At 70.3% G+C, this 25925-nt stretch carries 19 protein-coding genes and 2 pseudogenes; 3 read left to right on the forward strand and 18 right to left on the reverse strand.

The genetic code is table 11. From position 1 onward, the window contains the following. Nucleotides 1-184: 184 nt before the first annotated feature. Entirely contained in the window at nt 185-2731 is a 2547-nt protein-coding gene (locus H343_RS0100405; protein ID WP_028429520.1) for an ABC transporter permease, read from the forward strand. A gap of 194 nt (nt 2732-2925) precedes the next feature. On the opposite strand, the gene H343_RS0100410 is transcribed toward H343_RS0100405, so the two are convergent. From H343_RS0100410 to H343_RS0100425, 4 genes are read right to left on the reverse strand one after another with little or no spacing between them, the layout of a single operon-like run. Continuing rightward, nucleotides 2926-4122: a Gfo/Idh/MocA family protein gene (locus H343_RS0100410; protein WP_028429521.1), complete on the reverse strand. Its 1197-nt coding sequence runs from the start codon at nt 4120-4122 to the stop codon at nt 2926-2928. A 26-nt stretch (nt 4123-4148) separates the two neighbouring features. Continuing rightward, nucleotides 4149-5531, reverse strand: coding sequence for an ABC transporter substrate-binding protein (locus H343_RS0100415; RefSeq protein WP_078504890.1), 1383 nt, complete (start codon nt 5529-5531; stop codon nt 4149-4151). Between the two features lie 11 nt (nt 5532-5542). After that, a complete protein-coding gene (locus H343_RS0100420) occupies nt 5543-6496 on the reverse strand; it encodes an ABC transporter permease subunit (RefSeq protein WP_028429523.1) in 954 nt (317 codons plus the stop codon). A 16-nt stretch (nt 6497-6512) separates the two neighbouring features. Then, complete coding sequence (locus tag H343_RS0100425; RefSeq protein WP_028429524.1) at nt 6513-7418, reverse strand: carbohydrate ABC transporter permease; 906 nt, start codon at nt 7416-7418, stop codon at nt 6513-6515. 225 nt (nt 7419-7643) lie between these two features. On the opposite strand from H343_RS0100425, the gene H343_RS0100430 reads away from it, so the two are divergent. Continuing rightward, nucleotides 7644-8807 (forward strand): ROK family transcriptional regulator, encoded by a 1164-nt coding sequence (locus H343_RS0100430; protein ID WP_028429525.1) that lies wholly within the window; start codon nt 7644-7646, stop codon nt 8805-8807. Nucleotides 8808-8931: 124 nt separating this feature from the next. On the opposite strand, the gene H343_RS0100435 is transcribed toward H343_RS0100430, so the two are convergent. The 12 genes and pseudogenes from H343_RS0100435 to H343_RS0100490 all read right to left on the reverse strand — a co-directional run. Beyond that, on the reverse strand, nt 8932-10257 hold the full coding sequence (locus H343_RS0100435; protein WP_028429526.1) for an SAM-dependent methyltransferase: 1326 nt from the start codon (nt 10255-10257) through the stop codon (nt 8932-8934). 267 nt (nt 10258-10524) lie between these two features. Further along, nucleotides 10525-11955: an NAD(P)/FAD-dependent oxidoreductase gene (locus H343_RS0100440; RefSeq protein WP_028429527.1), complete on the reverse strand. Its 1431-nt coding sequence runs from the start codon at nt 11953-11955 to the stop codon at nt 10525-10527. A gap of 384 nt (nt 11956-12339) precedes the next feature. Then, nucleotides 12340-13266, reverse strand: a complete 927-nt coding sequence (locus H343_RS0100445; RefSeq protein WP_028429528.1) for a Ppx/GppA phosphatase family protein — start codon at nt 13264-13266, stop codon at nt 12340-12342. A 181-nt stretch (nt 13267-13447) separates the two neighbouring features. Further along, nucleotides 13448-14014: a DUF501 domain-containing protein gene (locus H343_RS0100450; protein WP_028429529.1), complete on the reverse strand. Its 567-nt coding sequence runs from the start codon at nt 14012-14014 to the stop codon at nt 13448-13450. A 165-nt stretch (nt 14015-14179) separates the two neighbouring features. Next, on the reverse strand, nt 14180-14674 hold the full coding sequence (locus tag H343_RS0100455) for a septum formation initiator family protein (protein ID WP_028429530.1): 495 nt from the start codon (nt 14672-14674) through the stop codon (nt 14180-14182). A 135-nt stretch (nt 14675-14809) separates the two neighbouring features. Then, nucleotides 14810-16090, reverse strand: a complete 1281-nt coding sequence (gene eno / locus H343_RS0100460; RefSeq protein ID WP_028429531.1) for a phosphopyruvate hydratase — start codon at nt 16088-16090, stop codon at nt 14810-14812. A gap of 442 nt (nt 16091-16532) precedes the next feature. Beyond that, entirely contained in the window at nt 16533-17429 is an 897-nt protein-coding gene (locus H343_RS0100465) for a transglycosylase family protein (RefSeq protein ID WP_486586729.1), read from the reverse strand. A gap of 182 nt (nt 17430-17611) precedes the next feature. Next, nucleotides 17612-18874 (reverse strand): cytochrome P450, encoded by a 1263-nt coding sequence (locus tag H343_RS0100470; RefSeq protein ID WP_078504891.1) that lies wholly within the window; start codon nt 18872-18874, stop codon nt 17612-17614. A 351-nt stretch (nt 18875-19225) separates the two neighbouring features. After that, complete coding sequence (locus H343_RS0100475; protein ID WP_028429534.1) at nt 19226-19603, reverse strand: DUF6479 family protein; 378 nt, start codon at nt 19601-19603, stop codon at nt 19226-19228. Nucleotides 19604-20023: 420 nt separating this feature from the next. Then, nucleotides 20024-21139, reverse strand: a complete 1116-nt coding sequence (locus H343_RS28075) for a nucleoside triphosphate pyrophosphohydrolase (protein WP_078504892.1) — start codon at nt 21137-21139, stop codon at nt 20024-20026. A 210-nt stretch (nt 21140-21349) separates the two neighbouring features. Continuing rightward, nucleotides 21350-22039 carry a SurA N-terminal domain-containing protein gene (locus H343_RS0100485; RefSeq protein WP_486586730.1) on the reverse strand — a complete coding sequence of 230 codons (690 nt, stop codon included), beginning with the start codon at nt 22037-22039 and terminating at the stop codon, nt 21350-21352. Between the two features lie 249 nt (nt 22040-22288). Continuing rightward, nucleotides 22289-22711: pseudogene (locus tag H343_RS0100490) on the reverse strand (HNH endonuclease family protein); the annotation flags it as partial. A 363-nt stretch (nt 22712-23074) separates the two neighbouring features. On the opposite strand from H343_RS0100490, the gene H343_RS0100505 reads away from it, so the two are divergent. Beyond that, complete coding sequence (locus tag H343_RS0100505; protein ID WP_037901779.1) at nt 23075-24733, forward strand: IS1182 family transposase; 1659 nt, start codon at nt 23075-23077, stop codon at nt 24731-24733. Between the two features lie 33 nt (nt 24734-24766). Here H343_RS0100505 and H343_RS33740 read toward each other — a convergent pair. Beyond that, nucleotides 24767-25546, reverse strand: a pseudogene (locus tag H343_RS33740) (IS3 family transposase); the annotation flags it as partial. Beyond that, on the reverse strand, nt 25543-25851 hold the full coding sequence (locus tag H343_RS0100510; RefSeq protein ID WP_037901945.1) for a transposase: 309 nt from the start codon (nt 25849-25851) through the stop codon (nt 25543-25545). The pseudogene H343_RS33740 and the gene H343_RS0100510, both read right to left, overlap by 4 nt. Between the last annotated feature and the right edge of the window lie 74 nt (nt 25852-25925).

The raw sequence follows: 25925 nt of genomic DNA on the forward strand, positions 1-25925 counted from the left end.
CGTGAACGGCCGCCGGGGGCGGCCCCGTACGGGCTCCCGCACGCACACCTCCGCACGGACCCCGCCAGGCACCCGGCACGGGCCCCCGCACGGCCCGTCTCCGCACCAGCAAGCCGACCGACGCCCCGCCCGCGGCCACACCCGGCCGCAGGACGCCGGGCGACCTCTCACCCAGGACTCACCGATGCTCCGTACCGCCTTGCGCAACGTCTTCGCGCACAAGGCCCGGCTGCTGATGACTGTGCTCGCCGTGCTGCTCGGCGTGGCCTTCGTCTCCGGCACCCTGGTCTTCACCTCGACCATCTCCGCCGCTTACCAGAAGAGTTCGGAGAAGGGATACAGCGATGTCGACCTCGCCGTCCGCCCGTCCTCCGGCAAAACCTCCCAGGACGCTCCGGGCCGTACGCCCCGGCTGACCCAGGCCACCGTCGACAGGTTGCAGGAGCTGCCCGGAGCCGGGAGCGTGACGGGCTCGGTGACGGGCTTCACCGCGCTGGCCGACAAGAAGGGCGAACTCGTCGGCGAGGGCTGGCAGTCCAGCGGCGCCAACTACGACGCGGGCCGAAACGGCAAGGGCGAGGACGCCCGTTACCCGATGAGCCGGGGCCGGGCGCCGCAGCGCGGCGGCGAGATCGCCCTCGACTCGAAGACCGCCGAGCGCACCGGCTACAAGGTGGGCGACACCGCCCGCATGTCGATCGACGGTCCCGTGCGTGAGGAGCGCGTCGTCGGCATCTTCACCACCGACGACGGCAACGTCGCCGCCGGAGGCACCCTCGTCCTCTTCGACACCGCGACCGCCCAGAAGCTCTTCCTGCAGCCCGGACAGTACGACCAGGTCACCATGAAGGCCGCCGCGGGCACCACGCAGGGGGAGCTGAAGTCCCAGGCGAAGGCGGTCCTCCCGGAGCGGACCGAGGCGGTCACCGGCAAGAAGCTCGCCGCCGACCAGTCGGAGACGATCGAGCAGAGCATGAGCGGGATGCAGACCGCGCTGCTCGTCTTCGCCGGTATCTCCCTCTTCGTCGGCATCTTCATCATCGCCAACACCTTCACCATGCTCGTCGCGCAGCGCACCAAGGAACTGGCGCTCCTGCGCGCCGTCGGTGCCAGCCGCCGTCAGGTGACACGTTCGGTGCTCATCGAGGCGCTGGTGGTGGGTACGGTCGCCGGAGTCGCCGGCCTGGGGGCGGGCGTCGGCATCGGCGCGGGGCTGCGCTCCCTCATGGGCACCTTCGGGGCGACCGTTCCGGACGGACCGCTGGTCGTGACCGGCGCCGCCGTGACGGCCTCCCTGGTGACCGGCGTCGTCGTGACGGTGCTGGCGGCGTGGCTGCCCGCCCGCAGGGCAGCGAAGATCCCGCCGGTGGCGGCCATGAGCAGCGTGCACGCGACGGCGACGACACGTTCGCTGGTCGTCCGCAACACCATCGGTGCGCTTCTCGCGGGCTCGGGTGCGGCCCTTGTGCTGTTCGCGGCCGGCATGGACGACCGCGACGCGGCCAAGGTACCGATGGGGGTGGGGGCCGGCGTCCTGCTGATCGGCGTCTTCGTCCTCACGCCGCTGCTGTCGCGGCCGTTGATCGCCGCCGCCTCACCCTTCATGCGGATCTTCGGCGTCTCGGGGAAGCTCGCTCGTCAGAACTCCGTGCGCAACCCGCGCCGTACGGCCGCCACCGCGTCCGCGCTGATGATCGGCCTGACCCTCGTCACCGGTATGACGGTCATCGCCGGGAGCGTGCAGCAGGCCATCGACAAGATGGCCACCGACGCCATCAAGGCGGACTACACCGTCAGCATGGCCAACCAGACGCCTCTGTCCCCGAAGGTGGAGGAGCAGCTCGCACGCAACGACCGCGTCGAGTCCTTCAGCCCCCTGCGCAATTCCGCAGCGCGCGTGGACGGCGACACGGAGTCCCTGACCGGCGTCAAGGGTGAGGCCATCGGTGACGTCACCGATCTGCCCTTCACATCCGGCAGCTTCGCCGGACTCTCCGGCGACAACGCCGTCGTGGACAAGGACACCGCCGAGAAGAAGGGCTGGAAGGTCGGCTCGACCGTCCCGGTGACCTATGAGGACGGTGAGAAGAGCCGGCTGACCGTCTCGGGTGTCTACGAGGGCAACGAGATGATCAAGGGCATCATGCTGGACACCGCCACCCTCGACCCGCACCTGGAACGGGTCTCGAACATGCAGGTGATGGTGAAGACGAAGGGCGGCGCCGGCGAGGCGGCCAAGTCCTCGCTGGAGAAGACCCTCGGCAACAACCCCGCGGTCCTCGTCCAGGACAAGAAGGACCTCTCGGAGTCCATCGCCCAGATCTTCACCCTCATGCTCAACATGCTCTACGGGCTGCTGGCGATGGCGGTGATCGTGGCGGTGCTGGGTGTGGTGAACACCCTCGCCATGTCGGTCTTCGAACGCTCGCAGGAGATCGGCATGCTGCGGGCCGTCGGTCTCGACCGGCGGGGCATCAAGAGGATGGTGCGGCTGGAGTCGCTGGTCATCTCGCTCTTCGGCGGTGTGCTGGGCATCGGGCTGGGTGTCTTCTTCGGCTGGGCCGCGGGCAGGGTGATCGCTCAGTCGCTCTCGACGTACTCGCTCGTGCTGCCGTGGGACCGGATGGCGCTCTTCCTTGCGCTGGCCGCCGTCGTGGGCATGCTGGCGGCGCTCTGGCCGGCGCGGCGGGCGGCCAGGCTGAACATGCTCGCGGCGATCAAGACCGAGTAGCGCCGGAGCGGGCCGCGTCCCGCACGTACGCGCCGTTGCCCGGCCCGGGAGGTGCTCCCCGGGCCGGGCAGCGGCGCTTCCGTCTGCCGTCGCACGTCGTCCGTCGCCCGTCGCCCGTCGTCCTCGTCCGTCGCCGGGTGCCCGTCGCCCGTCGCCGGGTGCGGCGCCCGTGGCACCCACCCGCGCCCTGCCTCTCAGTCCGGCGCGTCACCGAAGTCGGGGACGGGGAGGCGCTCGCCGTCACGCCGCGCCGAGTCGTGGGCGACGATGCCGGGCAGGGTGTAGCGGGCGGCGGCCCAGGCGTTCACGGACGGCAGGGCGCCGTCGTTGACGGCGGTGACGAAGTCGTCGACGAGGAAGTGGTGGCTGCCCTCGTGCCCGTTGGGGGCGTGGGCGAACTCGCGCGGCAGCCGCGAGCGGTCGTGGACGGGGGCCGTACCGGAGATGAAGGCGTCCCGCAGCGCGGGCGCGACGCCCGAAAGGGACGGGTCGTCGGCGGAGAGCGTGGGCACGGCCTGAAGGTGCTCCGAGACGTCCCGCACCCCCGTCTTGTCCTGCCAGAGACTGACGGTCGCCAACTGCTCGAAGCTGCCCTCCGTGCCGAAGAAGCGGAAGCGGGACTCGCGGATGTGCGAGGGGTAGCCGACGCGGCGGAACTCGTTCGTACGGAACGATCCGCCGCCCGCCACCTCGAAGAGCGCTGTCGCGTTGGAGAAGTCGTTGCCGAACTGGCTGACCTCCCGGTCGAAGACGCCGTCCCCGCGGTCGTCGGTGACGCCCACGGCGCTGACGCTCGTCGCGTACGTCCGCCAGGCACCGAGTACGCCGCCGATGGAATGGGTGGGGTAGAGCAGCGGCGGATAGCTCGCGGTCTCCTTCCACCTCTCGCCGCCGCTGTAGCGGTACGCGTCGTAGAAGCCGAGGTCCATGTCGTGCACGTAGTCGCCCTCGGCGTAGAAGAGGCGCCCGAAGCCGCCCTCGGCGACCTTCTCCCGGGCGTAGACGGTGGCCGGGTTGTACTGGCTCGTCTCCCCCATCATGTATGTCAGGCCGGTCTCCTTCACGGCCTCGATGACGGCGGCCGTCTCCTCCTCCGAGACGGCCATGGGGACCGCGGAGTAGACGTGTTTGCCTGCGCGCAGGGCCTGCACCGCAAGCGGGCCGTGCGTCCAGCGCTGGGTGAAGAGGGCCACGGCGTCGACGTCGGTGGCGAGCAGGGCCTCGAAGGAGGGCACGGTGCCTGCCAGCCCCTGTGCCGCCACGAGTTGCTCGGCGCGTTCCGGAAGCAGATCCGTGGCGTAGATGTCACCGACTCCGGGATGCAGTCGGAAGAGCTTGGCGAACTGGCCGGCGAACTGGCCGGCGCCGACGATTCCTAGGGAGAAGGGCACGAGCGAAGCCTTTCCTGTGCGTGCCGTCAGTTGTCCTGCTGGAAGAGGAAGTTGATCTGCCTGTTGGTCTCGGTCAGCGAGGAGGCGGGGGCGTCCCCCGCGTATATCTCCTGCATGGCGGGGACCATGATCGCGTTGATGTCGGCGGGGTAGTCGGTCACGGGGAAGGAGAAGGCGGTCCTCTCCTCGATGTGCCGGGTGAAGGGCGAGACGTCCAGGCCGTTCTTGCGGTGGGTGGCGATGGCCCTCTCCGTGCCCTCCCGGGTGGCGGGGAAGACCGTGGCCTTGTCGCCCACCAGGTTCTGGCACTCGTCCGAGGCGAGGAAGGCGACCCACTTCGCGGCGCCCGCCTTGTTCCGGGCGCCCTTGGTCACCGAGTCGGCCAGGCCGCCCAGCATCGAAGCCCGCTTCCCGGTCGGCCCCTTCGGGGTCGGGGCGATTCCCAGCTCGACGCCCTCCAGGCCGTCGAACGTGCTCAGCATCCAGGAGCCGTGCACAGCGACGGCCGCCTTGCCCGAATCGAGCTGCGTCTCGGGGTGGTTGGTGTCCGAGTAGTCCTCCAGCGGCGCCATGTAGCCCTTCTCGGCGAGACCGAAGTACCAGTCGAGGGTCCTCTGGAAACTCTTGTGATCGTAGTTGTAGCGCTCTCCCCATGGGTTCTTGTCCGTGTACTTCCAGCCCGTGGAGCCGGTGAACGGACTCCACTGCGCCTGGCCGTGGTTGTCCCCGCCGGCGTCGTTGGTGGCCAGGCCGTACCGCTCCACGTTGTCCTTGTCGAAGCCCGGCTCGTCACCCCTTCTTCCGTTCTCGTCGACGGTCAGCCGGGCGAGGGTCTTCTCGAAGCTGCCGCCGTCGCGCGGGTTCCAGGACAGGGAGTCCAGTTCGTCGTCGCTGATGCCGGCCGCCTTCGTCAGCTTCTTGTCGTAGAAGAGGGCGACGGTGTCCCAGTCCTTCGGTGCGCCGTAGCGGTGACCGTCCTGTCCGGTCCAGGGCCGGGCCAGTCCGGGCTGGAAGTCGGACGCCTCGATGTGGCGGGTGGCTTTCAGCTCGTCGAGAGGGCTGAGTACGCCGAGCCCGGCGTACTGCGGGTACTTGGTGACGTGGTTGGTGAAGACGTCCGGCTGCGTCCCGGCGATGAAGCTCGCCGTGAGCTTCGTCCAGTAGGAGTCCCAGCCGATCTGGGTGATGTCCACCCGCAGGCCGGGGTTCTTCCTGTGGAAGGCCGCGGCACACGCCTCGTAGGAGGGCAGCTGGTTGGTGTCCCACATCCAGTAGGTGACCGTGCGCTTCTCCGCCCCGGACGATGTCTGCGGAGCGCATCCCGCGACGGGCAGCGCCAGCGTGAGGAGGGAGGTCGCGCACGCCGTCGTGAGCAGGCCGCGGCGGGAATTCTTCGCCTTCGCTCTCATCGCACTCTCCTTCACTTGATGCCGCTGAACCCGATGGAGTTGACGATGCGCTTCGCCAGCAGGGCGAAGAGCACGATCATCGGCAGGGCCGCGACGACGGTGGCCGCCATCAGCCCGGCCCAGTCGGTGCCGGTCTGGGGAGTCTGCGCGCGGAAGACGCTCAGCGCGACGGTGAGCACCCGCGAGCTGCCGCTGTAGGAGACCATCAACGGCCAGAAGTAGTCGTTCCAGGCGGTGATGTAGGTGAGGATGCTCAGCGTCGCGACGGGTGCCGCGGACATCGGCAGCATCAGCTGGAAGAACACCCTCACCCGCCCCGCTCCGTCGATGAGCGCCGCCTCCTCGACCTCGTGGGAGACGTTGAGGAAGAACTGGCGCAGGAAGAACACGGCGAAGGGCGTCATGAACATCGTCGGCAGCGCGATGCCGAACAGGCTGTCCACCAGCCCGGTTTCCTCGATCAGTACGAAGTTCGGCAGGAGTGTGAAGACGGTGGGCACCATCAGCCCGCCCAGCACGAAGCCGAAGACGGCGTCCCGGCCCCGCCAGCGCAGCCGCGCGAAGGCGTAGGCGGCCATCGCGGAGAAGAGCACCTGGCAGAACGTGATCAGAGTGGAGACCAGCACCGAGTTGGCCAGGTAGCGCCAGAAGTCGAGCGATCCGCCGGCACCTCCCTCGGCGAGCGCGTCCTCGGTGCTCTGCAGCCCGAAGACCCGCAGGAACCCGCCGAAGCTGAAGTCCGCGGGTAGCAGCGAGGCAGGGCTCTGGGCGAGAGCGGTGTTGGTGGAGAAGGCCGTTCGCAGCATCCAGTAGAACGGGAGCAGCGTGATCAGGGTGATCACGATCATGGCCGTCCAGGCGAGCACCCGCCCGGGCGAGGGCCGCTTCCGCACCCTGGGGGACGGCGGACCGGCCGGGGCACCGGCCCCGCTCCCGGTGCCGGCGTACGTCGTCGTTGCGGTCACGGCAGACCTTCCCTTCTCAGCCGAGGTCCGACTGGCCGGCGCGGGTGAGCCGGTACTGCACGACCGTGATGACCGTCAGTACGAGCATCAGCGCGACCGAGATGGTCGAGGCGTATCCGAACTGGAGGCGCCCGAACGCGAGGTCGTAGATGTAGAGCTGGAGAACGTTGGTCGCGTTGGCCGGCTTGCCGTCGGTGGTGACGGAGACGGTGTCGAAGACCTGGAACGAGCCGATGACGGTGATGATCAGGACCAGTGACAGGACGGGCCGCAGCAGCGGCATCGTGATGGACCAGAACATGCGCCCCTCACCGGCCCCGTCCACACGCCCCGCCTCGTAGACCGAGGACGGTATGGCCTGCAGGCCCGCGAAGATCAGCAGCGCCGTGTAGCCCACGTGCCGCCAGACGTTGATCAGGGCGATGGTCGGTATCGCCCACGTGGCGTCGCCGAAGAAGGCGATCCGCTCGAAGCCGAACCACTCGACGATCTCGTTGCCCACGCCGAGCTGCGTATCGAGTATCCACAGCCACACGATCCCGGCGACGACGTTGGAGACCAGATACGGCGCGAGGACGACCCCCCTCAGCACGGTGGATCGCGTGAGCCGGTGCATCAGCACGGCTATCAGCAGCGCGACGACCGTCTGGACGCCGATGTTGATCGCCACATAGTGCAGGGTCACGCCAAGCGAGTCCCAGAAGACCGGGTCGTTGACCATCCGGCGGTAGTTGTCGAGACCGGCCCACTCCGCCGGGGTCAGCAGATCGAATCTGGTGAAGCTCAGCTGGACGCCGCGCAGCGTCGGCCACACGAGGAAGACGAGGTAGCCCAGCATCGCCGGGGCGATGAAGGCGAGGGCTGTCCAGAGGTCACCGGACCCGCGGCGTGACGCCGCGCTCGCTGACTTGATGACGGCCATGTGCAGACCCCCTCGTCCGCGTCGGCTCCGGGGCGGTTCTCCCCGGGCGGATTTACTTCTACGCGGAAGCCATCGGGGTGTCAAGGCATCGCACAGCCGACGCAATCATGCGACTCCCCCGTGAAGCCGCCCCGGGTATAGTTCCGGATGAAACTTACGATCCGTCGCCTAAGCTGGCGGCGTCCGTTGCCGGCCCTCTCCCGATCACCGCTCCGGAGGCCCTGGTTGAGCAGTTCAGCCCCCAGCTGGAGACCGCTGACGCCCGCGGAGCGGGCCGTGGCGATCGAGGTGCTCAAGAACGGCCCGAGCTCCCGCAGTGAGATCGCGCGCCGCCTCGGCATGTCCGGCGGCAGCCTCACCCGGCTCGCGAAGCCGCTGATCGACTCGGGGCTGCTGCTGGAGGAGGTCGCGCCCGTCCGGCCGGCCGCCGCGGTGGGCCAGGGGCGGCCCAAACGCCCGCTGGACATCGTCACCGCGCCCTGGCACTTCGTCGGTCTGAAGATCACCGGCGACACCGCCTACGGGGTGGTGACCACGCTCAAGAGCACGGTCGTAAGGCGCGAGGAGAGGCCGCTGGAGTCCTGGGAGCCCGAAGCCGTCGCCGATGTGGCTCACTCGATCGTGCGGTCCTTCGCCGAGGACTTCCCGCAGCTCGCCGGAATCGGCGTCGGTGTCGGAGGCCATGTGCGGGACCGCTCCGTGGCCGCCGACGCCCCGTTCCTGAGCTGGCAGGAGGCGCCCTTCGCGGAGCTGCTGGAGCGGCGCACCGGCCTCCCGGTGGTGCTGGAGAACGACGTCGCGGCCCTGGTCGAGTCGGAGACGTGGTTCGGGGCGGGGCGGGGCCTGGAGAGGTTCGCGGTCCTCACCATCGGGGCCGGTGTCGGATACGGGCTGGTCATCGGCGGCGAGGCGGTTCACTCCCCCGAGGACAGGCGCAACATGGGAGAGCACTGGATCCTCGACCCGAACGGCCCGCTGACTCCGCACGGGCAGCGCGGCAGCGCCACCTCCCTGCTGAGCATCCCGAGCATCGAGTACCAGATGCGGGCCGCGACGGGCACGCCCGTCGGCTACGAGGAGATCCTCGGACTCGCACGACGGGACGAGCCCGCCGCGGCCCGCCTCGTCGGTGAGGCGGCTCGCGCACTGGGCGTCCTCATCGCCCAGATCGCCAACTTCGTCCTCCCGGAGAAGATCCTCCTCGTCGGGGAGGGCGTGGGACTGATGGACGTGGCGGGCCGCACCGTGCACGAAACCGTCGCCGCCCACAGACACCCGCTCGCGCAGCCGGTGAATCTGGAGACGAAGGTCTCCGACTTCCACGACTGGGCGCGCGGAGCAGCCGTCCTGGCGATTCAGGTCCTCGTCCTCGGCGACACGGACGAGTGACGGCAGCACCTCACCGCCGGGGCCGGCCCACGAGTCACCCGCCCCGCGCCCCTCCGGTGCACCGCCCCTCGGTGAACCGCCACTCGGCACACCGCCCTCGGTGCGCCGTCCCGTCGCGGTCTCGTCACTCCGGACGCCACTCGCGCGTACGCAGCGGCATTCCGGAATCCCCGGTGCCGGGAGTGCGCACCGCGAGGACCTGGTTGACGCCGATGCGGTTGTGCTCGAAGGAGAGCGCCGACGCCGCCATGTAGAGCCTCCACACCCGTGCGCGTCCCGGCGAGGTAAGACCCGCGGCCTCCCGGAACCCGGACTCCAGGTTGGCGACCCAGGCGCGCAGCGTCAGGGCGTAGTGCTCCCGCAGCGACTCCACGTCCCGCACCTCGAAGCCTGCCTCCTCCAGCACGCCCACCGTCTGCGCCAGGGGCGCCAGTTCACCGTCCGGGAAGACGTACGCGTCGATGAAACCGTCGACCTCGTAGGCCGACTCGTCCTGCCAGGGGCGGCGCGCGATCTGGTGGTTGAGCAGCCGCCCGCCGGGGCTGAGCAGCGCGTACAGGCCGTCGGCGTACTGACGGTAGCGGTCCTTGCCGACGTGCTCGGCCATGCCGATGGAGGCGACGGCCTCGTACGGACCGTCGGTCACCTCCCGGTAGTCCTGCACCCGGATCTCCACCCGGTCGGTGAGCCCCTCCTCGGCCACGCGCTTGCGCGCGAAGGTGGCCTGCTCCTGGGAGAGCGTGATGCCGACGGCGTGCACGCCGTACTCGCGCGCCGCGTGCAGCACCAGCGAGCCCCATCCGCATCCCACGTCCAGCAGCCGCTGCCCGGGACGCAGCGCCAGCTTGCGGCAGACAAGGTCGAGCTTGGCCTGCTGGGCGTCCTCCAGGGTCGCCCTCCTGCCGCGGCCCGGGGGCCGGTGCTCCCAGTAGGCGCAGGAGTAGACCATGCTCGGGCCGAGGACCAAGGCGTAGAAGTCGTTGCCCACGTCGTAGTGGTGGCTGATCGCCTCGCGGTCCCGGCCGCGGGTGTGCCGGAGGCCCCGGCGGCGCCGGGTCTCCTCGCGGGGCGGCGGCGGTGGCGGCAACGGGCCGCCGAGAGCGAGCAGTTCACGGGCGGCGGCCCGCACGTCCGGGTCGCGGGCGAGCGCCAGGATGCCGCGGGAGGGCGGCTCCGCCGCGTCCTTCTCCCACAGCAGTCCGGCCAGCCGGTCCAGCAGTTCGTACAACTCGCCGTCGGTGTCGAGTTCCCCGGCCACCCAGGCACGGGCGAGGCCGAGTTCACCGGGCCGCCACAGAACCCGTCGCAGCGCACGGCGGTGGCGTACGCGAAGGACGGGAGCGCCGGGAGGGCCGGCCTCGCTGCCGTCCCACGCACGGAGCCGGATGGGAAGCGGAACGCCAAGCGCCCTCTCGGCAAGAAGGGCGAGCCGTGGCGCGACATCGGTCATTGCACACACCTCCGTGAAGGAAGGGGTGGAACCCCGTACATGCAACACGATTGTTGTGCAAACTATGCCGTGTCACCCCCGTCCAGCGCGCGGTCTTCGAAGAGCCCGCGGGAACAGCCGAGGCATGACGAAGGGGGCGCCCGCCCCACGGATGGCGGACGCCCCCTTCGGGGAGCTTTTCGGTGACCTCACCAGCCCACGGCCGTACTGACCGCGCGTCAGCGCGGATGCCGTACAGCGCGTCAGGTCACCCGGTCACACGCCGGGTCAGGAAGCGTTGGCCTCCTGGCGGTGCTCCTCGTGCTGTGCGCGGCTCTCCTTCACCCGGGTCTTGCGCTCCGCCGCGGCCTCTTCCGCCGCCGCGGCGGTCACCGGGGAGGCAGCCTCGTAGAACTCCTCGCGCGGGTGCTCCATCGCGCCGAGCGAGACGACCTCCCGCTTGAGGAACATGCCCAGCGTCCAGTCCGCGAAGACGCGGATCTTACGGTTCCAGGTGGGCACCGCAAGACCGTGGTAGCCGCGGTGCATGTACCAGGCGAGGCGGCCCCTGAGCCGGATCCTCGCCCCGCCGAGGACGATCATCGCGACGCCCTTGTGCAGGCCGAGGCCGGCCACCGCGCCCTTGTTCGCGTGCTTGTAGTCGCCCTGCGGGAAGCCGCGGAGGCCGGAGATGACGTTGTCGCCGAGCGCCCTGGCCTGGCGCAGCGCGTGCTGCGCGTTGGGCGGGCAGAAGGACGCCCCGTCCTTGTCCGCCGCGAGGTCCGGGACCTGCGCGTTGTCGCCGGCGGCCCAGACGTTGTCCGTGCCGCGGACCTGCATGGCGGCGTCGACGTCCACGTGGCCCTTGGGGCCCAGCGGCAGGCCGAAGCGCGCGAGCGCCGGATTGGGCTTGACGCCGGCGGTCCACACGATCGTGCTGGAGTCGACCTCGAGGCCGTTGCCGAGCACGACGTGGCCACCTACGCAGGAGTCCATCGAGGTGCTGAGGTAGACCTCGACGCCGCGGCTGCGCAGGTGCTCCAGGCCCCACTCGCCCAGCTTCGGGCCGACCTCGGGCAGGATGCCGGGAGCGGCGTCCACGAGGATGAAGCGCATGTCCTCACGCTTGACGCTCGGGTAGTACTTGGCTGCGTCGCGGGCCATGTCCTCGACCTCGCCGATGGTCTCGGCGCCGGCGAAGCCGCCGCCGACGAAGACGAAGGTCAGCGCCCGGCGCCGGACGTCCTCGTCGACGGTGGAGTCGGCCTTGTCCAGCTGCTCCAGCACGTGGTTGCGCAGGCCGATGGCCTCCTCGACGCCCTTCATGCCGATGCCGTTCTCGGCCAGGCCGGGGATGGGGAAGGTGCGGGAGACGGCGCCCATGGCGATGACGAGGTAGTCGAAGGGCAGGTCGTAGGCCTCGCCGACCAGCGGCGCGACGGTGGCGACCCTGCGGTCCTGGTCGACGGTGGTGACGCGGCCGGTGAGGACCTCGGCCCTGGGCAGCACGCGCCTCAGCGGGACCACGACGTGCCGGGGAGAGATGCTTCCGGCGGCGGCTTCGGGCAGGAAGGGCTGGTACGTCATGTACGAGCGGGGGTCGACGACGGTGACCGTCGCCTCGCCGTAGCGCAGCTTCTTCAGGATGCGGCGCGCCGCGTACAAGCCGACGTACCCGCCGCCCACTACGAGGATTCGGGGACGCTCCGTGGTGCTCATGCCATCGAGTATCCACCTCCAGCGGGGGGTGACCTCGTGAGGGGCTTCACAAGCATGGGTGCGCTCCCTGCTACACTGCGCGGCCACGCATCGGAGGCGACCGGACCCCCACAGGACCGATGAGCCCCACAGTGCCCCCGCCCACACCGTGAGCTGCGCTTATCGCCTCCGCCACGAGAAGCTTCTCCGAGTGGCGACACCGCCGTAACGCGGCTGAAATTCGCCGTTCTCCCGGCGCCCCCTGCTCGCGGACTTCACATCACCCCCGAACGGGTGTGATCTGCGTCCGACGAGGGACTTTTCCAAGTGAATTATTTCACGAGACTCTTCGGGGAGAGTGTCCCGCAGCCGCCCGGAACCCCCTTCAACAGAGACAGCGCCCGCTCAAGTGAGGCTCCACGCAATGCCGTCGAGGATGTCGTGCTCACTGACGACGACCTCCCCCGCCCCCGTACGCTCCATGATCGCCAGCAGTATGAGCGCCCCCGCACCGATCACGTCCACCCGGCCGGGGTGCATGACCGGAATCGCCGCCCGTTCCCCGTGACTGGCGAAAAGCAGCCGCTCCGCGATCCCGGCGACCTGCTCGGCGGAGACCCGGGCGTGATGGATGGCGGACGGGTCGTAGGCGTCCAGGCCGAGCGCGATACCGCCGACCGTGGTGACCGTGCCCGCGAGCCCGACGAGAGTACGGGCACCGGCCAGCGGAACCGTCTGCTCCGCCAGATCGAGCGCTGAGGCGATGTCCTCCCGCATCGCCCGGACCTCCCCCGGCGTGACCGGGTCGGAGAGCTGATGGCGCTCCGTGAGCCGCACACAGCCGATGTCCACGGAACGGGCCGCTTCCACCCGGTCCGCGCCGACGACGAACTCGGTGGAGCCGCCGCCGATGTCCACGACGAGATACGGCTGCTCCAGATCGGGCCTGCCCGCCAGCTCCCGGGTGGCGCCGGTGAAGGAGAACTCCGCCTCCTGGCCGCCGGTGACGACCTCCGGCTCGACACCGAGGATGTCCACCACGCCCGAGACGAACTCGTCCCGGTTGTCCGCGTCCCGCGAGGCGGAGGTGGCGACGAAGCGCAGGCGCTCCGCGCCGTGCTCCTCGACCGCGCGTGCGTACTCCCTGCACGCGGTGAACGTACGCTGCAGCGCCTCGGGCGCGAGGCGGCCCGTACGGTCCACGCCCTGACCGAGACGGACGATCTCCATCCGCCGCACCAGCGACTTCAGCTCACCGGTGAGAGGGTCTGCGTCGGCCACCAGCAGCCGGATCGAGTTGGTACCGCAGTCCACGGCGGCGACGCGGGTCATGGCTCTCCTCACGACGGTTCGGGCTCCCAGCGTATGCGCGCGCCGGTGCGCCACGTCCCGCCTCCACCGCCTACACCGCCTCCGCCGCCTCCTGCGGTGCTGAGGAGCGGGTGGAGTACGTGTCCGAGGGTGCCCCGCCGGGTGCGCCCGGGGCGCCCGGGGCACCCGGGAGAGCCCGGGGTCAGTCCCCGGCGGGAGCTGCCCCGGCCGCACCCCCGGCGCCGCCGGTCGCCACGGGCGGCGGCACGCAGGGCCCCTTGGCCCACCACTCCGGCAGCATCGCCAGCGCCTCGTCACCGAGCGGGTTGACGCCCGGGCCGGCGACCAGCGAGTGCGCGACGAGCACGTGCAGACACTTCACGCGGTCCGGCATGCCGCCCGCACTGGGGAAGCCGGACAGCACCTCGATGGCGTCGCGCCGGGCGAGGTAGTCCTCGTGCGCGGCACGGTAGGCCGCGGCCAGATCCTCGTCCCGGGCCAGCCGCTCCGTCATCTCGCGCATCACCCCGTTCGCCTCCAGCGTGCCGATCGCGGACGAGGCGCGGGGGCAGGTCAGGTAGTACGTGGTGGGGAACGGCGTGCCGTCCTCCAGCCGGGGCGCCGTCTCCACGACGTCCGGCAGACCGCACGGGCAGCGGTGCGCGATGGCACGCAGACCACGGGGCGGCCGTCCCAACTGCTCCTGGAACGCGGCCACATCCGCTTCCGTGGGGGAGGTGGGCTCGGTCTGCGGCGGAGGCGTGTCCATCGGTGTCGGGGCTCTTTCCGGAAGGCGGGGCGGTGTCGCGGACAGGATCGTACGCGGGGTGCGGATGAGGGACGTTCGTGCCGGTGGCGCGTACGGCCGGCGCAGCGGGCGCCGGGGGGCGGCGGGGCCGGGCCGGGCGGGCCGACCGGGCTGGCGGGCGGGACGTCAGCGGTCCTCGCCGGAACCGCCCGGCTCCCCGGCTCCGTCGGCCTCGTCCACACCGTCCCAGAGGTTCTGGTACCAGGGGCGGTCGGGGCTCCGGTCCGCCGGGCGCCGCGCACCGCCCGTACCGTCGCGCACCGTGTAGCCGGTCTCCCCGGGACGCACGAAGTGCAGGTGCTCACGGGCGCGTTGCTCGACGAACGCCGGGTCCTGCCACCGTGCCCGCAACTCGCGCAGCCGCTTGACCTCTTTCCGTGCGTGCTCCGCCTGACGCTGCTGCTCGGCGATCTCCGAACGCTGCGAGACGTACTGGCGCATCGGGTAGGCCAGTACGACGACGAGGGAGCAGACGACCAGCGCCAGCAGCGCGGCACGTCCGGTCAGACGGCTGCGGCGCGGCTTCCGCACGGTGCGGCCCCGGGCGCGGTAGACCCGCTCGGCGGCCTGCGCGCCGAGCGCTCTGAGCCTGGTCGCGGTGGAGAACCGATCCGCGGGCACGTTCCTCCCCTGTCTCCCCTGTCAGCGGTCCCTGAGCCGAGGGCCGAAGCCCCCGCCACCGTACGGGAACGGCGGCGGGGACGGGCGCAGCGACGGCCTGTCCGCGCGAAGCGGCACGACAGCCCGGTGTGTTGCTCAGCCCTTGTAGCGGGGGAAGGCGCTGCGGCCGGCGTAGACGGCGGCGTCGTCGAGGATCTCCTCGATGCGCAGCAGCTGGTTGTACTTCGCGACGCGCTCGGAACGGGCCGGGGCACCGGTCTTGATCTGGCCGCAGTTGGTGGCGACGGCGAGGTCGGCGATGGTGACGTCCTCGGTCTCGCCGGAGCGGTGCGACATCATGCACTTGAAGCCGCTGCGCTGGGCCAGCTCCACGGCATCCAGCGTCTCGGTGAGGGAACCGATCTGGTTCACCTTGACCAGCAGGGCGTTGGCGGCGCCGTCCTCGATGCCGCGGGAGAGCCGCTCGGGGTTGGTGACGAAGAGGTCGTCGCCCACGAGCTGGACCTTGCCGCCGAGCTTCTCCGTGATGGTCTGCCAGCCGGCCCAGTCGTCCTCGTACAGCGGGTCCTCGATGGACACCAGCGGGTAGGCGTCGACGAGTTCACCGTAGTAGTCCGTCATGTCCGCGGCGGTGCGGTCCTTGCCCTCGAAGGAGTAGACACCGTCCTTGTAGAACTCGGACGCGGCGACGTCCAGCGCGAGGGCGATGTCCTGGCCGACGTTGTAGCCGGCCTTCTGGATGGCCTCGACGATCAGGTCCAGCGCCTCGCGGTTGGAGCCGAGGTTCGGCGCGAAACCGCCCTCGTCGCCCAGACCGGTGGCCAGGCCGCGCTCCTTCAGTACGCCCTTGAGCGCGTGGTAGGTCTCAGTGCCCCAGCGCAGCGCCTCGGAGAAGGACTCGGCGCCGACCGGCGCGATCATGAACTCCTGGATGTCCACGTTGGAGTCCGCGTGGGAGCCGCCGTTGAGGATGTTCATCATCGGGACCGGCAGCAGGTGCGCGTTGGGACCGCCGAGGTAGCGGAACAGCGGCAGGTCGGAGGCCTCGGAAGCGGCGTGCGCGACGGCCAGCGAGACACCGAGGATGGCGTTGGCGCCGAGCGAGGACTTGTCGGCCGTGGCGTCCAGGTCGAACATCGCCTGGTCGATGAGGCGCTGCTCGGTGGCGTCGTAGCCCACCAGCTCCGGGCCGATCTGCTCGATGACGGCGAGCACGGCCTTCTCGACGCCCTTGCCGCCGTAGCGGCCCGTGTCACCGTCGCGGAGTTCGAGTGCCTCGAAAGCTCCGGTCGAGGCGCCCGACGGGACGGCGGCACGTCCGGTGCTGCCGTCGTCGAGGCCGACCTCGACCTCGACCGTGGGATTGCCTCGCGAGTCGAGAATCTCGCGGGCTACGACGACGTCGATGGACGGCACGAGGGTCTCCTTCGTGAAGTGGCTGGCTTACTGCACCAGAGCCTAACGGGCGCGGGGACATGCCCCGGTCGGCCCGTCGTGTCGGGCTCGGGAACAGCAGGCGAAGCCGCAGCTCAGGGAGGACCGGTGGGGGCGAATATTTTGTTCAGGAGCGGAAGAAAAGAGGGTCGCCGCCGGGGCTCGCCGCGCCCCGGCGCCGCCTGCGTCGCACCGGGGGCGCGGGGTGGGTCCTTTGCGTCCCTTGCTCCGGGGGACTGGGTGTGCGGGGTGCGCGGGGTGCTCCAGGGACGCGGGGTGCGTCCAGTTCTCGGCGGGAGTCGGCTCGGGACCCGGTGACACGCACCGAATGCCCCGCGCTCGAACGCCGGACTCCGGACTCCACGGGGGCGAGTGGCCCCGCGGCGCCGCCCGCGGACCGGGACCCGCCGTCAGGGCGCCCCGGTCACAGGCGCAGCTCCTGGCCGGGCAGAATCAGGTCGGGGTCGGAGCCGACGACCTCACGGTTGCGCTCGTACAGTTCGCTCCAGCCGCCGCGCACGTCGTACTCGTCCGCGATCTCGTAGAGGGACTCGCCCGACGAGACCCGGTGGCCTTCGCCGTCCGGACCCGCCTCGCCGCGGTCCGCGCCCTCCCGGGAGGCATGCCCGTCCGACTCTCCCCGGTCACCGCCGACCTCCCCGCCGGCGCCGTCGCCGGAGCCGCTGCCGTCGGCCCGGTCCGAGGGCTCGGACAGGCGGTCCCCGGACTCGCTCCCCTCCGGACCGGGGTTCCGGTCGTAGGAGTCCCCGGAGTCCGACGGTGAGCCGGAGTCCGACGGGTCGGGGGACTGCGAGGGATCCGCCGAACCCCCGGACCCGTCCGACCCGTCCGAGCCTGAGGACCCGTCCGAGCCGCCCGAGCCGCCGTCCTCGTCCTCGGGCACCGTCTCCGGCGAGGTGGGGTAGGGACGTTCGGGAACGGCCACGTCCGATTCCGCGTCGGTGCCGTCCGTGCCCGTGTCCGGCGTCTCGGTCGCGTCCTGGGAGAGTCCCGCGTCCTCCGCGCAGTCCGACCATGTGCCGGTCCCCTCGGCACGCAGAATCCTCTCCGCCACGTCGATCTGCTGGCCCCGGCTGGCGAGATCGGGGCGCTCGGCGTACTCCGTGCCGCCGTACTCCTCCCAGATCTCCTGGTCGAGCTGGAGTCCGCCGTAGAAGCCGTTGTTCTCCTCGGCGCTCCACAGGCCGCCGCTCTCGCACTCGGCCACCCGGTCCCAGGTGTCCGTGTCTGCCGCGCTCGCCGCGCCCGCGCCGAGCAGCGGGATCGCCAGCCCCGCACCGGCCGCGCCTGCGGTGACCACGAACGAGGGGGCCTGACGAGGGCGTCGGTGGCGCCCGTTCCCGGAAAACAAGGGCGGCATGGGTGACCTCTCGTGGGGGCGCGGAAGTTTGCGGCCCGAACGTATCCGCCAACTTCCATCATCACAAGGCAGTGTCACAAGGATCACGTCGCGATCACACCGGTGATACCCCGTCACATCCGTCACACGGCGTCGTGCCGGTTCGGGGTCTGTGCGGTGAACTCCACGGGCAGCGTGCGCAGTCCGCGCATGATGAGCCCCCCGCGCCACCTCAGTTCGGACTCCGGTGCCGCCAGCCTCACATCCGGCAGCCGGGCGAGGAGCGCACCGATGGCGATCCGGCCCTCCAGCCGTGCGAGCGGCGCACCCAGGCAGTAGTGGATGCCGTGGCCGTAGCCCAAGTGCTGGTTGTCTTCCCGCCGGAGGTCCAGTACGTCCGGCCGGTCGAACTTGGCGGGATCACGGTCGGCCGAAGCCAGCACGACCAACACCGGTTCGCCCTCGGCGATGTGCGCTCCCCCGATACGCAGCGACTCGGTCGCGAAGCGCCAGGTCGCCAGCTCAACCGGGCCGTCGTAGCGGAGCAGTTCCTCCACGGCCGTGGCCAGCGACGCCTCGTCCCCCTCCCGTACCGCCCTGAGCAACGCACCTCGCTGCTCAGGGTGGTTGAGCAGCGCGTACGTGCCGTTGCCGATCAGGTTGACGGTGGTCTCGAAGCCGGCGAAGAGGAGGATGAAGGCCATCGCGGCGGCCTCGTTCTCGGAGAGCTGCTCTCCGTGGTCGCTGGCGCGGATCAGCCCGGAGATCAGGTCCTCACCCGGATTCTCCCGTTTGCGGTGGATGAGTTCGGCGAGATAGTTGCGCATCTTCTTCACCGCGCGGCCGACACCTCCGCGCGGCGGACCGGACTGTCCCGGTTTGTGATGACGCAGCATCATGCCCGCCCACTCGCGGAAGTCGTCCTGGTCCTCCGCGGGAACGCCGAGCATGTCGCAGATCGCGTAGATGGGGAGGGGAAAGGCGAATTCATGAATGAGGTCCGCCTCGCCCCGTTCCGCGAATCCGTCGATGAGCCGGTCCGTCAACTCCCGTACACGCGGCTCGAACTCCGCGACGCGCGCGGGCGTGAACGCCTTCGAGACCAGGCGCCGCAGCCGGGTGTGATCCGGCGGGTCGATGTTGAGCAGGTGCGTCATCAGATTCGCGCTGCGCTCACCCGGGATGCCCACCTTGCCCTTGCCGTGCGCGGTGCGCTCACGGTGGTGCCCGGGGTTCTTGCTCAACCGCTGGTCGGCGAGCGCCTGACGGGCGTCCGCGTAGCGCGTGACCAGCCACGCCTCGACACCGCTGGGCAGTTCGGTCTTGCGTACGGGCGCGTGCTCCCGCAGCCAGGCGTACGCGGGATAGGGGTCGGCCGCGAAGTCCCAGTCGAAGAGCGGGGGCATGGGCGGAGGGGACGGGTCGGCCGTGCCGGGTGTCTCATGCTGCACGCCTCGACGCTAACGGGTGGCCCGCGGGGGAGCGGGGCGGGGCGACCGGCGGGGAGAGGCCGGGCGAGGGCGTGGCGGGGGCGTGGAGAGGCCGGAGAGGCCGTGGCGGGACGACCGGCAGGGCGAGGCCGTGGCGGGGGCATGGGAGGCCGGGCGGGGCGTTCGAGGCCGGGAGCCCTCACGCCGACGGATGGCGCGGGGAGGGAAACGGCCACTGCACCGATGAGCACCGGTGCCCTCCTCCCCCGCTGAGTGGTGGTGCGGGGGAGGGAGGGAAGCACCCGCCGGGGTCAGTGGTGGCCGGAGTCAGTGGTGGCCGGGGCCCCCGCTGCCGAAGGAGCCGCTGCCGCCCTCGTCCCACTTGGGCTGTGGCCGTTCGTGCTCGCCGGGGTGGCTGTCGGAGTCGTAGTCCTTGAACTCGTACGGCATCCGACGGCGCCCGTCGTGCGGCACCTCGTCCGGGACGCGGTGGGTCGTCTCGTACTCCTGTGGTTCGTCCGGACCCGGCTCACCGGGGCTGGAGGGGCGCTGGTCGCCGGTCCTACGGATACGGATGCCGTAGGTGACGGCCAGGATCAGGCCGGCGACGATGAGCAGCCCCACGACGAGGGGGCCGATGCCGACAAGGAGGTCCCGGTTGGCCAGGGTCTCGAGCGGTGGGAGTTCGGGGTGCTCTGCGTACATGGAGCCCGAGTACCCGGGCTGATGCGGGTATGCGGGGATCTTCCCGCCCTCCCCGTGCGGGCACCGGCCCTGCGGGACCGGCACTGCGGAGCCGGGCCCGTGGCCGGGACTGCGGGGCCGGGCCTGGTGGAGGCTCTCCGATGTGCTCGGTCGGAGCCCTTCGCGGGGTGTTCCGCTTCGCGAACAGCGCACTCCGCGATGAGCAGCGATCTATGACGTGAGCACTGCTCTCGCGCCGGAACTCCTGACACGGTCAACGATCACTCTCCGGAGCACTGCTCCCCCAGGGGAGCAACACCCCCGTCACGGATCACCGATCACCTTCCGGAGCACCGCTCCCCCAGCGGACCAGCACCTCCGTCACCGGCCCACCGACCACATTCCGGAGCACCGCTCTCATTCCGCTCCGGGCACGTCCGCCTACCGGAGCCCGGCATCTTCAGCACCCCCGGCGCCCCCGGCCTCTTCGGCGTCCCCCACGTCCCCCACGTCCCCGGCAGGGCCGAGGCCCTCCGCGGCACGGATCGCGTCGCGGTACGTACGAGCGGCGGCCCGCAGCGCCGTCTCGGGATCGGTGCCCTCCGCCTCCGCCCGTACAGCCAGCGCCAGCAGTTCATAGCCCACCTCCGCGACGCCGCCGCCGACGTGCCCCTCACCGGCCCCGTCGCCCTTGGAGCCTTCCGGGCTTTCCGCGCCCCTGGGCAGACCCCCCGGCACCTCCAGCCCGGCCAGCCTCACCCGCCCCGCCAGCTTGGCCGCGAGTGCCAGCGCGGGCTGCCCCAGCGGAATCCCCTCCGTCACCGAATCCCGCCGCTTCTCCGCGGCCTTCGTGCGTAGCCAGTGCTCCCGCACGTCCTCGGCCGTCGCCGCCTGCTCCTCCCCGAAGACGTGCGGGTGCCGGTGGATCAGCTTCTCCACGATCCCGCCCGCCACGTCGTCGATGGAGAAGGGCTCGTCCGGGTCCTCCTGGGCGATCCGCGCGTGGAAGATCACCTGGAGCAGTACGTCGCCGAGTTCCTCGCACAGGGCGCCACGGTCGCCTTCCTCGATGGCTTCGACGAGTTCGTACATCTCCTCGATGCCGTACTTGACCAGTCCCCCGTGCGTCCTGGCCCCGCTCCACGGGCAGTCGCGGCGGATACTGTCCATGACCTCCACGAGGTCGAGCAGCCGGGCGCCGGGCAGGTCGTACGAGCCGGGCAGCAGTTCCAGTTCCGGCATCGCCGTGTTTCCGGAGCCGGCGAGCGCGGCGAGCGAGCCGGTCAGCCGGGGCTCGCCCTCCGGGGAGGCGATGACGACGGTGGTACGGCCTCCGGCGCACTCGTCGAGGAGTTCACGGGCATCCGGCTCCCTGCCGGCGTCCACCCGGACACCGGCCTCCCGGACGTACGGAAGCTGCGGGTGTCCCGCGTCGGCGCACACGACGCGGCCGGCGGTGCGCAGCGCCTCCCAGGCGGGCCAGGACAGCAGCCCGGGGGCGACACGGTGACTGGTGGTGAGGAGGACTATGCGGCCGGTACGGGCAGATGCGTTCACGCCACGAAAGTAACGCAGCGGCTCCCGTTCCCTGCCCCGCGGCCCCACTGCCGGTCACCGGGCACGGGCCACGGGTCACAGGCACAGGTCGGCTCGCAGGTCACAGGGCGCGGAAGTACCGGCGGTCGAGCCGAAACCGGTGAGGTCCGGCCGTCCATACCGGACCGGGTCGCCGGACCGCGTCGACGGCCGCGTTGCCGTTCCGCGCCGTCAGAGCCCCGGCTGCGGCTGCTGCTGTTGCTGGTCCGCCCTCCGGCCGGAGAGGTCGCGCAGCCACGCCTCCTCGGCGTTGCCGAGGGTGGCCTTCTTCGTGTCCCACTTCCCGTAGCGCGGGTTGACGTTGATCTTCATCGCCTCGGAGGTCTCGGCGAACTTCGCGTTCAGCTCGGTGGGGCCCTGCGGGGAACGCGGGTCGATGTTCTCCGCCTCGGCGATCTTCTCCACCAACAGCTGCATGCGCAGCCTGTTGTCGATCTCGCCGGGAGCGATGGCCTGCTGCTGGAGCAGCGCTTCACGCAGCTTGGCCTCGCCGCCCGCCTGGCGCCGCAAGTCGGTGCGGGCCTGGCCCACTTCGGCGCGGGTCACGGAGACTCCGGACTTCTCGGCGGTCCGCTTGACGATGCGGTCGCGGATCAGCCCGTCGAGTGTGGCGCGAGTGAGCTGACCGCTGCCCTTGATCATCTGGTCGCCCCGCGGTGCGGTCCGCTGGGCGTCCCGTACGGCGTTCACCTTGCCCTGCAGCTCGCCCATGGTGATCCGCCCGCCGCCGAGAACCGCGGCCGCGCCTGGGTGCGCTTCGTTGCCGCACGCGGTGAGCAGCGGCGCCGCGACGAGCAGCGCGGCCGCACCGGAGACGGTGAGCGCGAACCTGCGGTGACGGCTTGGCATGGTGCTGTGCATGGAATCTCCCGGACGGCGGCGAGGGTCTGCGACAGTGCATGACCTGGCGGTGATCGATGTTAGGGAGTCGTAGTGGTGGAGACCACCGCTTCAGCTCTCTTCCCGACAACGATTCGGCCGAGGCGGAACACTGAGGTTCGGCCGCGGCCGAACCTCCGCCACCCCGTGCGAGGCTCTCACGACGTCCCGCACGGCTCGGTCGCCGCCCTGCCCGTCCTGCCCGCCCTGCGCGGCCTTCCCGTTCCGGCCTCACACGCCGCACTGCTTCAGCATCGCGCTCTTGTCGGGCGCCGTCACCGGCAGCCCGTACTCGAGTGCGACCTGCGCGAACCGTACCGCGTACGCGCACCGGACGGGTTTGTGCGGCGGCAGCCAGGAGGCCGGGCCGGAATCACCCTTGGCGCTGTTGGCCGGCCCGTCCACGGAGAGGAGATTGAGCGGGTCGTTGGCCATCCGCTCGCGTTTGCTCTCCGGCCAGCGAGAGGCGCCCATCTGCCAGTTGTAGGACAGCGGCACGACGTGGTCGATCTGCACGTCCGTCGCGTTCTGCTTGCGCCACTGAAGCGTGTCACCCGTGTAGGGGTCGTGCAGGGCCATGGAAGTGACGACGCAGGAGGAACCGGACTCCCGCTCCAGGTTCTTCCCGTCCCTGGCAAGGATGTCGTTCCTGGTTATCTGCAGCTCCGTCCTCGCCTCGATTCACGTGAGGGACAGGCGTAACTCCTACCTGTGACTCGCCGTTATCAGGCAGACCATGAGGCACATGGGCGACGTCAAACAGACTGGGGTTGATCCGCTTTGACGGACACCGTTGGTGTGGTGGTCAGGCTGCGAGGGCGGTTTCGTAGTCGGCGGGGCTGCGGTAGCCGAGGCTGCTGTGCAGACGGTGCAGGTTGTACCAGCTCTCGATGACCCTGTTGCCCAATTCGGGTGATAGTGCCGTGTTCGCTGGGCAAGGGCACCGTCTCGTCGTCGAACCTGCTGGTCAGGGGCGTGTGAGGAGAGTCGTCCCGGGGTGGGGTGATGGCTGTGTCGATGGGTTCGGCTTCTGGTGGCGGTGTTCCGGCTGGGACGTGTGAGGTCGCTCGTGCTGCTTTCCCGAAGGGATGCCTCGCGATGCGGATCCGCGATCATCTCGGGTCCGTGTTCACCGACGAAGAGTTCCGCGAAGCCTTCAGGGCCCGCGGCCGTCCGGGCGTCTCACCCGGCCGACTCGCCTTGGTGAGTGTGCTGCAGTACGCCGAGAACCTGACGGATCGACAGGCCGCACATGCGGTGCGGTCCAGGATCGACGTGAAGTACTTGCTGGGCATGGAGCTGACCGATCCCGGTTTCGACTTCACCGTGCTGACCGGCTTCCGGCAGCGGCTGTTGGACCACGGTCTGGAGGAACGGGTGCTGGATTTACTCCTGGAACGCCTTGCCGACCAGGGACTGGTCAGTGCAGGAGGGCGGCAGCGCACCGACTCCACGCACGTTCTGGCAGCCGTTCGACGTCTGAACCGGCTGGAGTTCATCGGGGAGACGCTTCGGGCGTGCCTGGAGGCCCTGGCCACGGCGAGTCCGCAGTGGCTGGCGGACTGGATCGCACCGGCGTGGCAGGAGCGATACGGCGCACGGACCGACGCCTATCGGCTCCCCTCCGACCGGTCCGAACGTGACCGGCTGGCTCAGCAGATCGCGGGCGACGGCTATCGCCTCCTCGAAGCCGTGCACGCCGGCAGCGCGCCCACCTGGCTGCGCGAGATCCCGGCGGTGAGCGTGCTGCGGACGGTCTGGGTCCAGCAGTTCACCCGTACCGTCGCTGACGGAGTCCAGACGGTGTGCTGGCGCGGCAAGGAGGACCTTCCCGCAGGAAGAGCACTGATCGCTTCCCCGTACGACCCCGAAGCGCGGTATTCACAAAAGCGTGGTTCGCCCTGGACCGGCTACAAGGTGCATCTGAGCGAGGGCTGCGGCGACCCTCGTCGACCGCATCTGATCACTCACGTGGTGACCACCGACGCCACCGCGAACGACGCCACCGTCGTCGACGCGGTGCACGACTCGCTCACGGCCAAAGAGCTCAAACCCGCCGAACACCTCCTGGACTCGGGATACTCCTCCGCCGAACTCCTGCTGACAGCGCGTGCCAACCGCGGAATCTCCGTGGTTGCACCGGTCCGGCCGAACAGCACCCCACAACAGGTCCGGTCCGCCGGGTTCGGCAAGTCCGCCTTCGCCATCGACTGGCAGCACAAGAAGGCCACCTGCCCGTCCGGCCAGACCAGTCGCTACTGGACTGCTGGCCTCGACAACAACGGACGCGATGCGGTGAGGATCCGCTTCGCGACCACGACCTGCGCTCCGTGCCCCGTCCGTGATCAGTGCACCCGCTCCACCCAATACGGCCGTCAGCTCACCGTCCGGCCCCAGGAACAAGACGCCCTGCTCGAACGTGTTCGCGCCGAGCAGACCACCGATGAGTGGAAAGACCGCTACGCGACCAGGGCCGGAATCGAGGGAACCATTCACCAAGCCGTCGCCGTCAGCGGCATGCGCCGCACCCGCTACCGCGGTCTCGCCAAGACGCACCTGGGCCACGTCCTGACGGCCACTGCCGTCAACCTCATCCGCCTCGACGCCTGGTGGGCCGACACACCCCTCGCCCAGACCAGAACATCCCGGCTCGCGGCAATCGAACTCGCAGCCTGAACGCATTGGGCAACAGGGTCTCTCGATCCATTCGAAGATCGCGGTGTGGGCGGCGGCCCGGCTGGGCCAGGGCCGGTTGCCGATCAGTTCGTTCTTCAGGGTGGCGAAGAAGGACTCTGCCAGCGCGTTGTCCCAGCACTGCCCGGTGCGTCCGACGGACAGCCGGACCTTCAACCCGGCTGCCAGAGCGGCGAGTTCGCCGCTGGTGTACTGGCAGCCGCGATCGGAGTGAAAGATGACGGGCCCGGTTGGTCGGCGCTGGCGACAGGCCGCTTTTAGCGCGTCGGCGACCAGTTCGGTGCGCAGATGGTCAGCTGTTGCCCAGCCGACGACCCGGCGGGAGGCGATGTCGATGACGGTGGCCAGGTAGAGCCAGCCTTCCTCGGTGGGGATGTAGGTGATGTCGCCGCACCAACGGGCGTCAAGGGCCCCGGGGTCGGGTTGGAAGTTGCGAAGTACCAGGTCGGGGCGGCCATCTGCCTGCGGATCGGGGATCGTGGTGCGGTGTCTGCGCCTGCGGTGCCTGCCGGCGAGTCCCATCTGCCGCATCAGCCGGGCGATGCGGCGGCGTCCGCACCGGGTGCCCTGGTTGTTCAGGACGGCGTGGACGCGCGGAGCTCCGTAGGTGCCGCGGGAACGGGCGTGGACGGCGGTGATCTGCTCGGTCAGTTCGGCGTCCCGGGCCGCGCGGGGTCCGGGGGTGGCGGTGCGGCGGGCGTAGAAGGCGGCTCGGGAGACCTTCAGCAGCTCACACGCCCGCTTGACGCTGTGGCCTGCCTGCTTCTCCGCCTCGATGAACGGGTGCACCGTCACCGGGTCTCCTTCGCGAAGAAAGCTGTGGCCCGCTTGAGGACCTCCACATCCTCCCGCAACCGGCGGTTCTCCCGCCGCAGCGCAGCCAACTCCTCACGCTCGCTGCTGGTCACACCCTCCCGTTCACCGGCGTCGACCTCGGCCTGCCGCAGCCACAGCCGCACCGCGGTCTCGGTGAGATCGAAGTCCTTGGCGATCTGACCGATCGAGCGGTCACCGCGCCGGCACAGCTCGACGATCTCGGCCTTGAACTCCGGCGTGAACGAACGGCGAGGGCGTGGCTTCTTCTTCCCCATGCTCTCCATGATGGACATCCTTCCGGGGACGAACCCCTGATCTCAGATGTCCGCCGAACCGGATCAAGCCCAGACGGAGAGAA

The organism is Streptomyces sp. TAA204 (assembly GCF_000424965.1).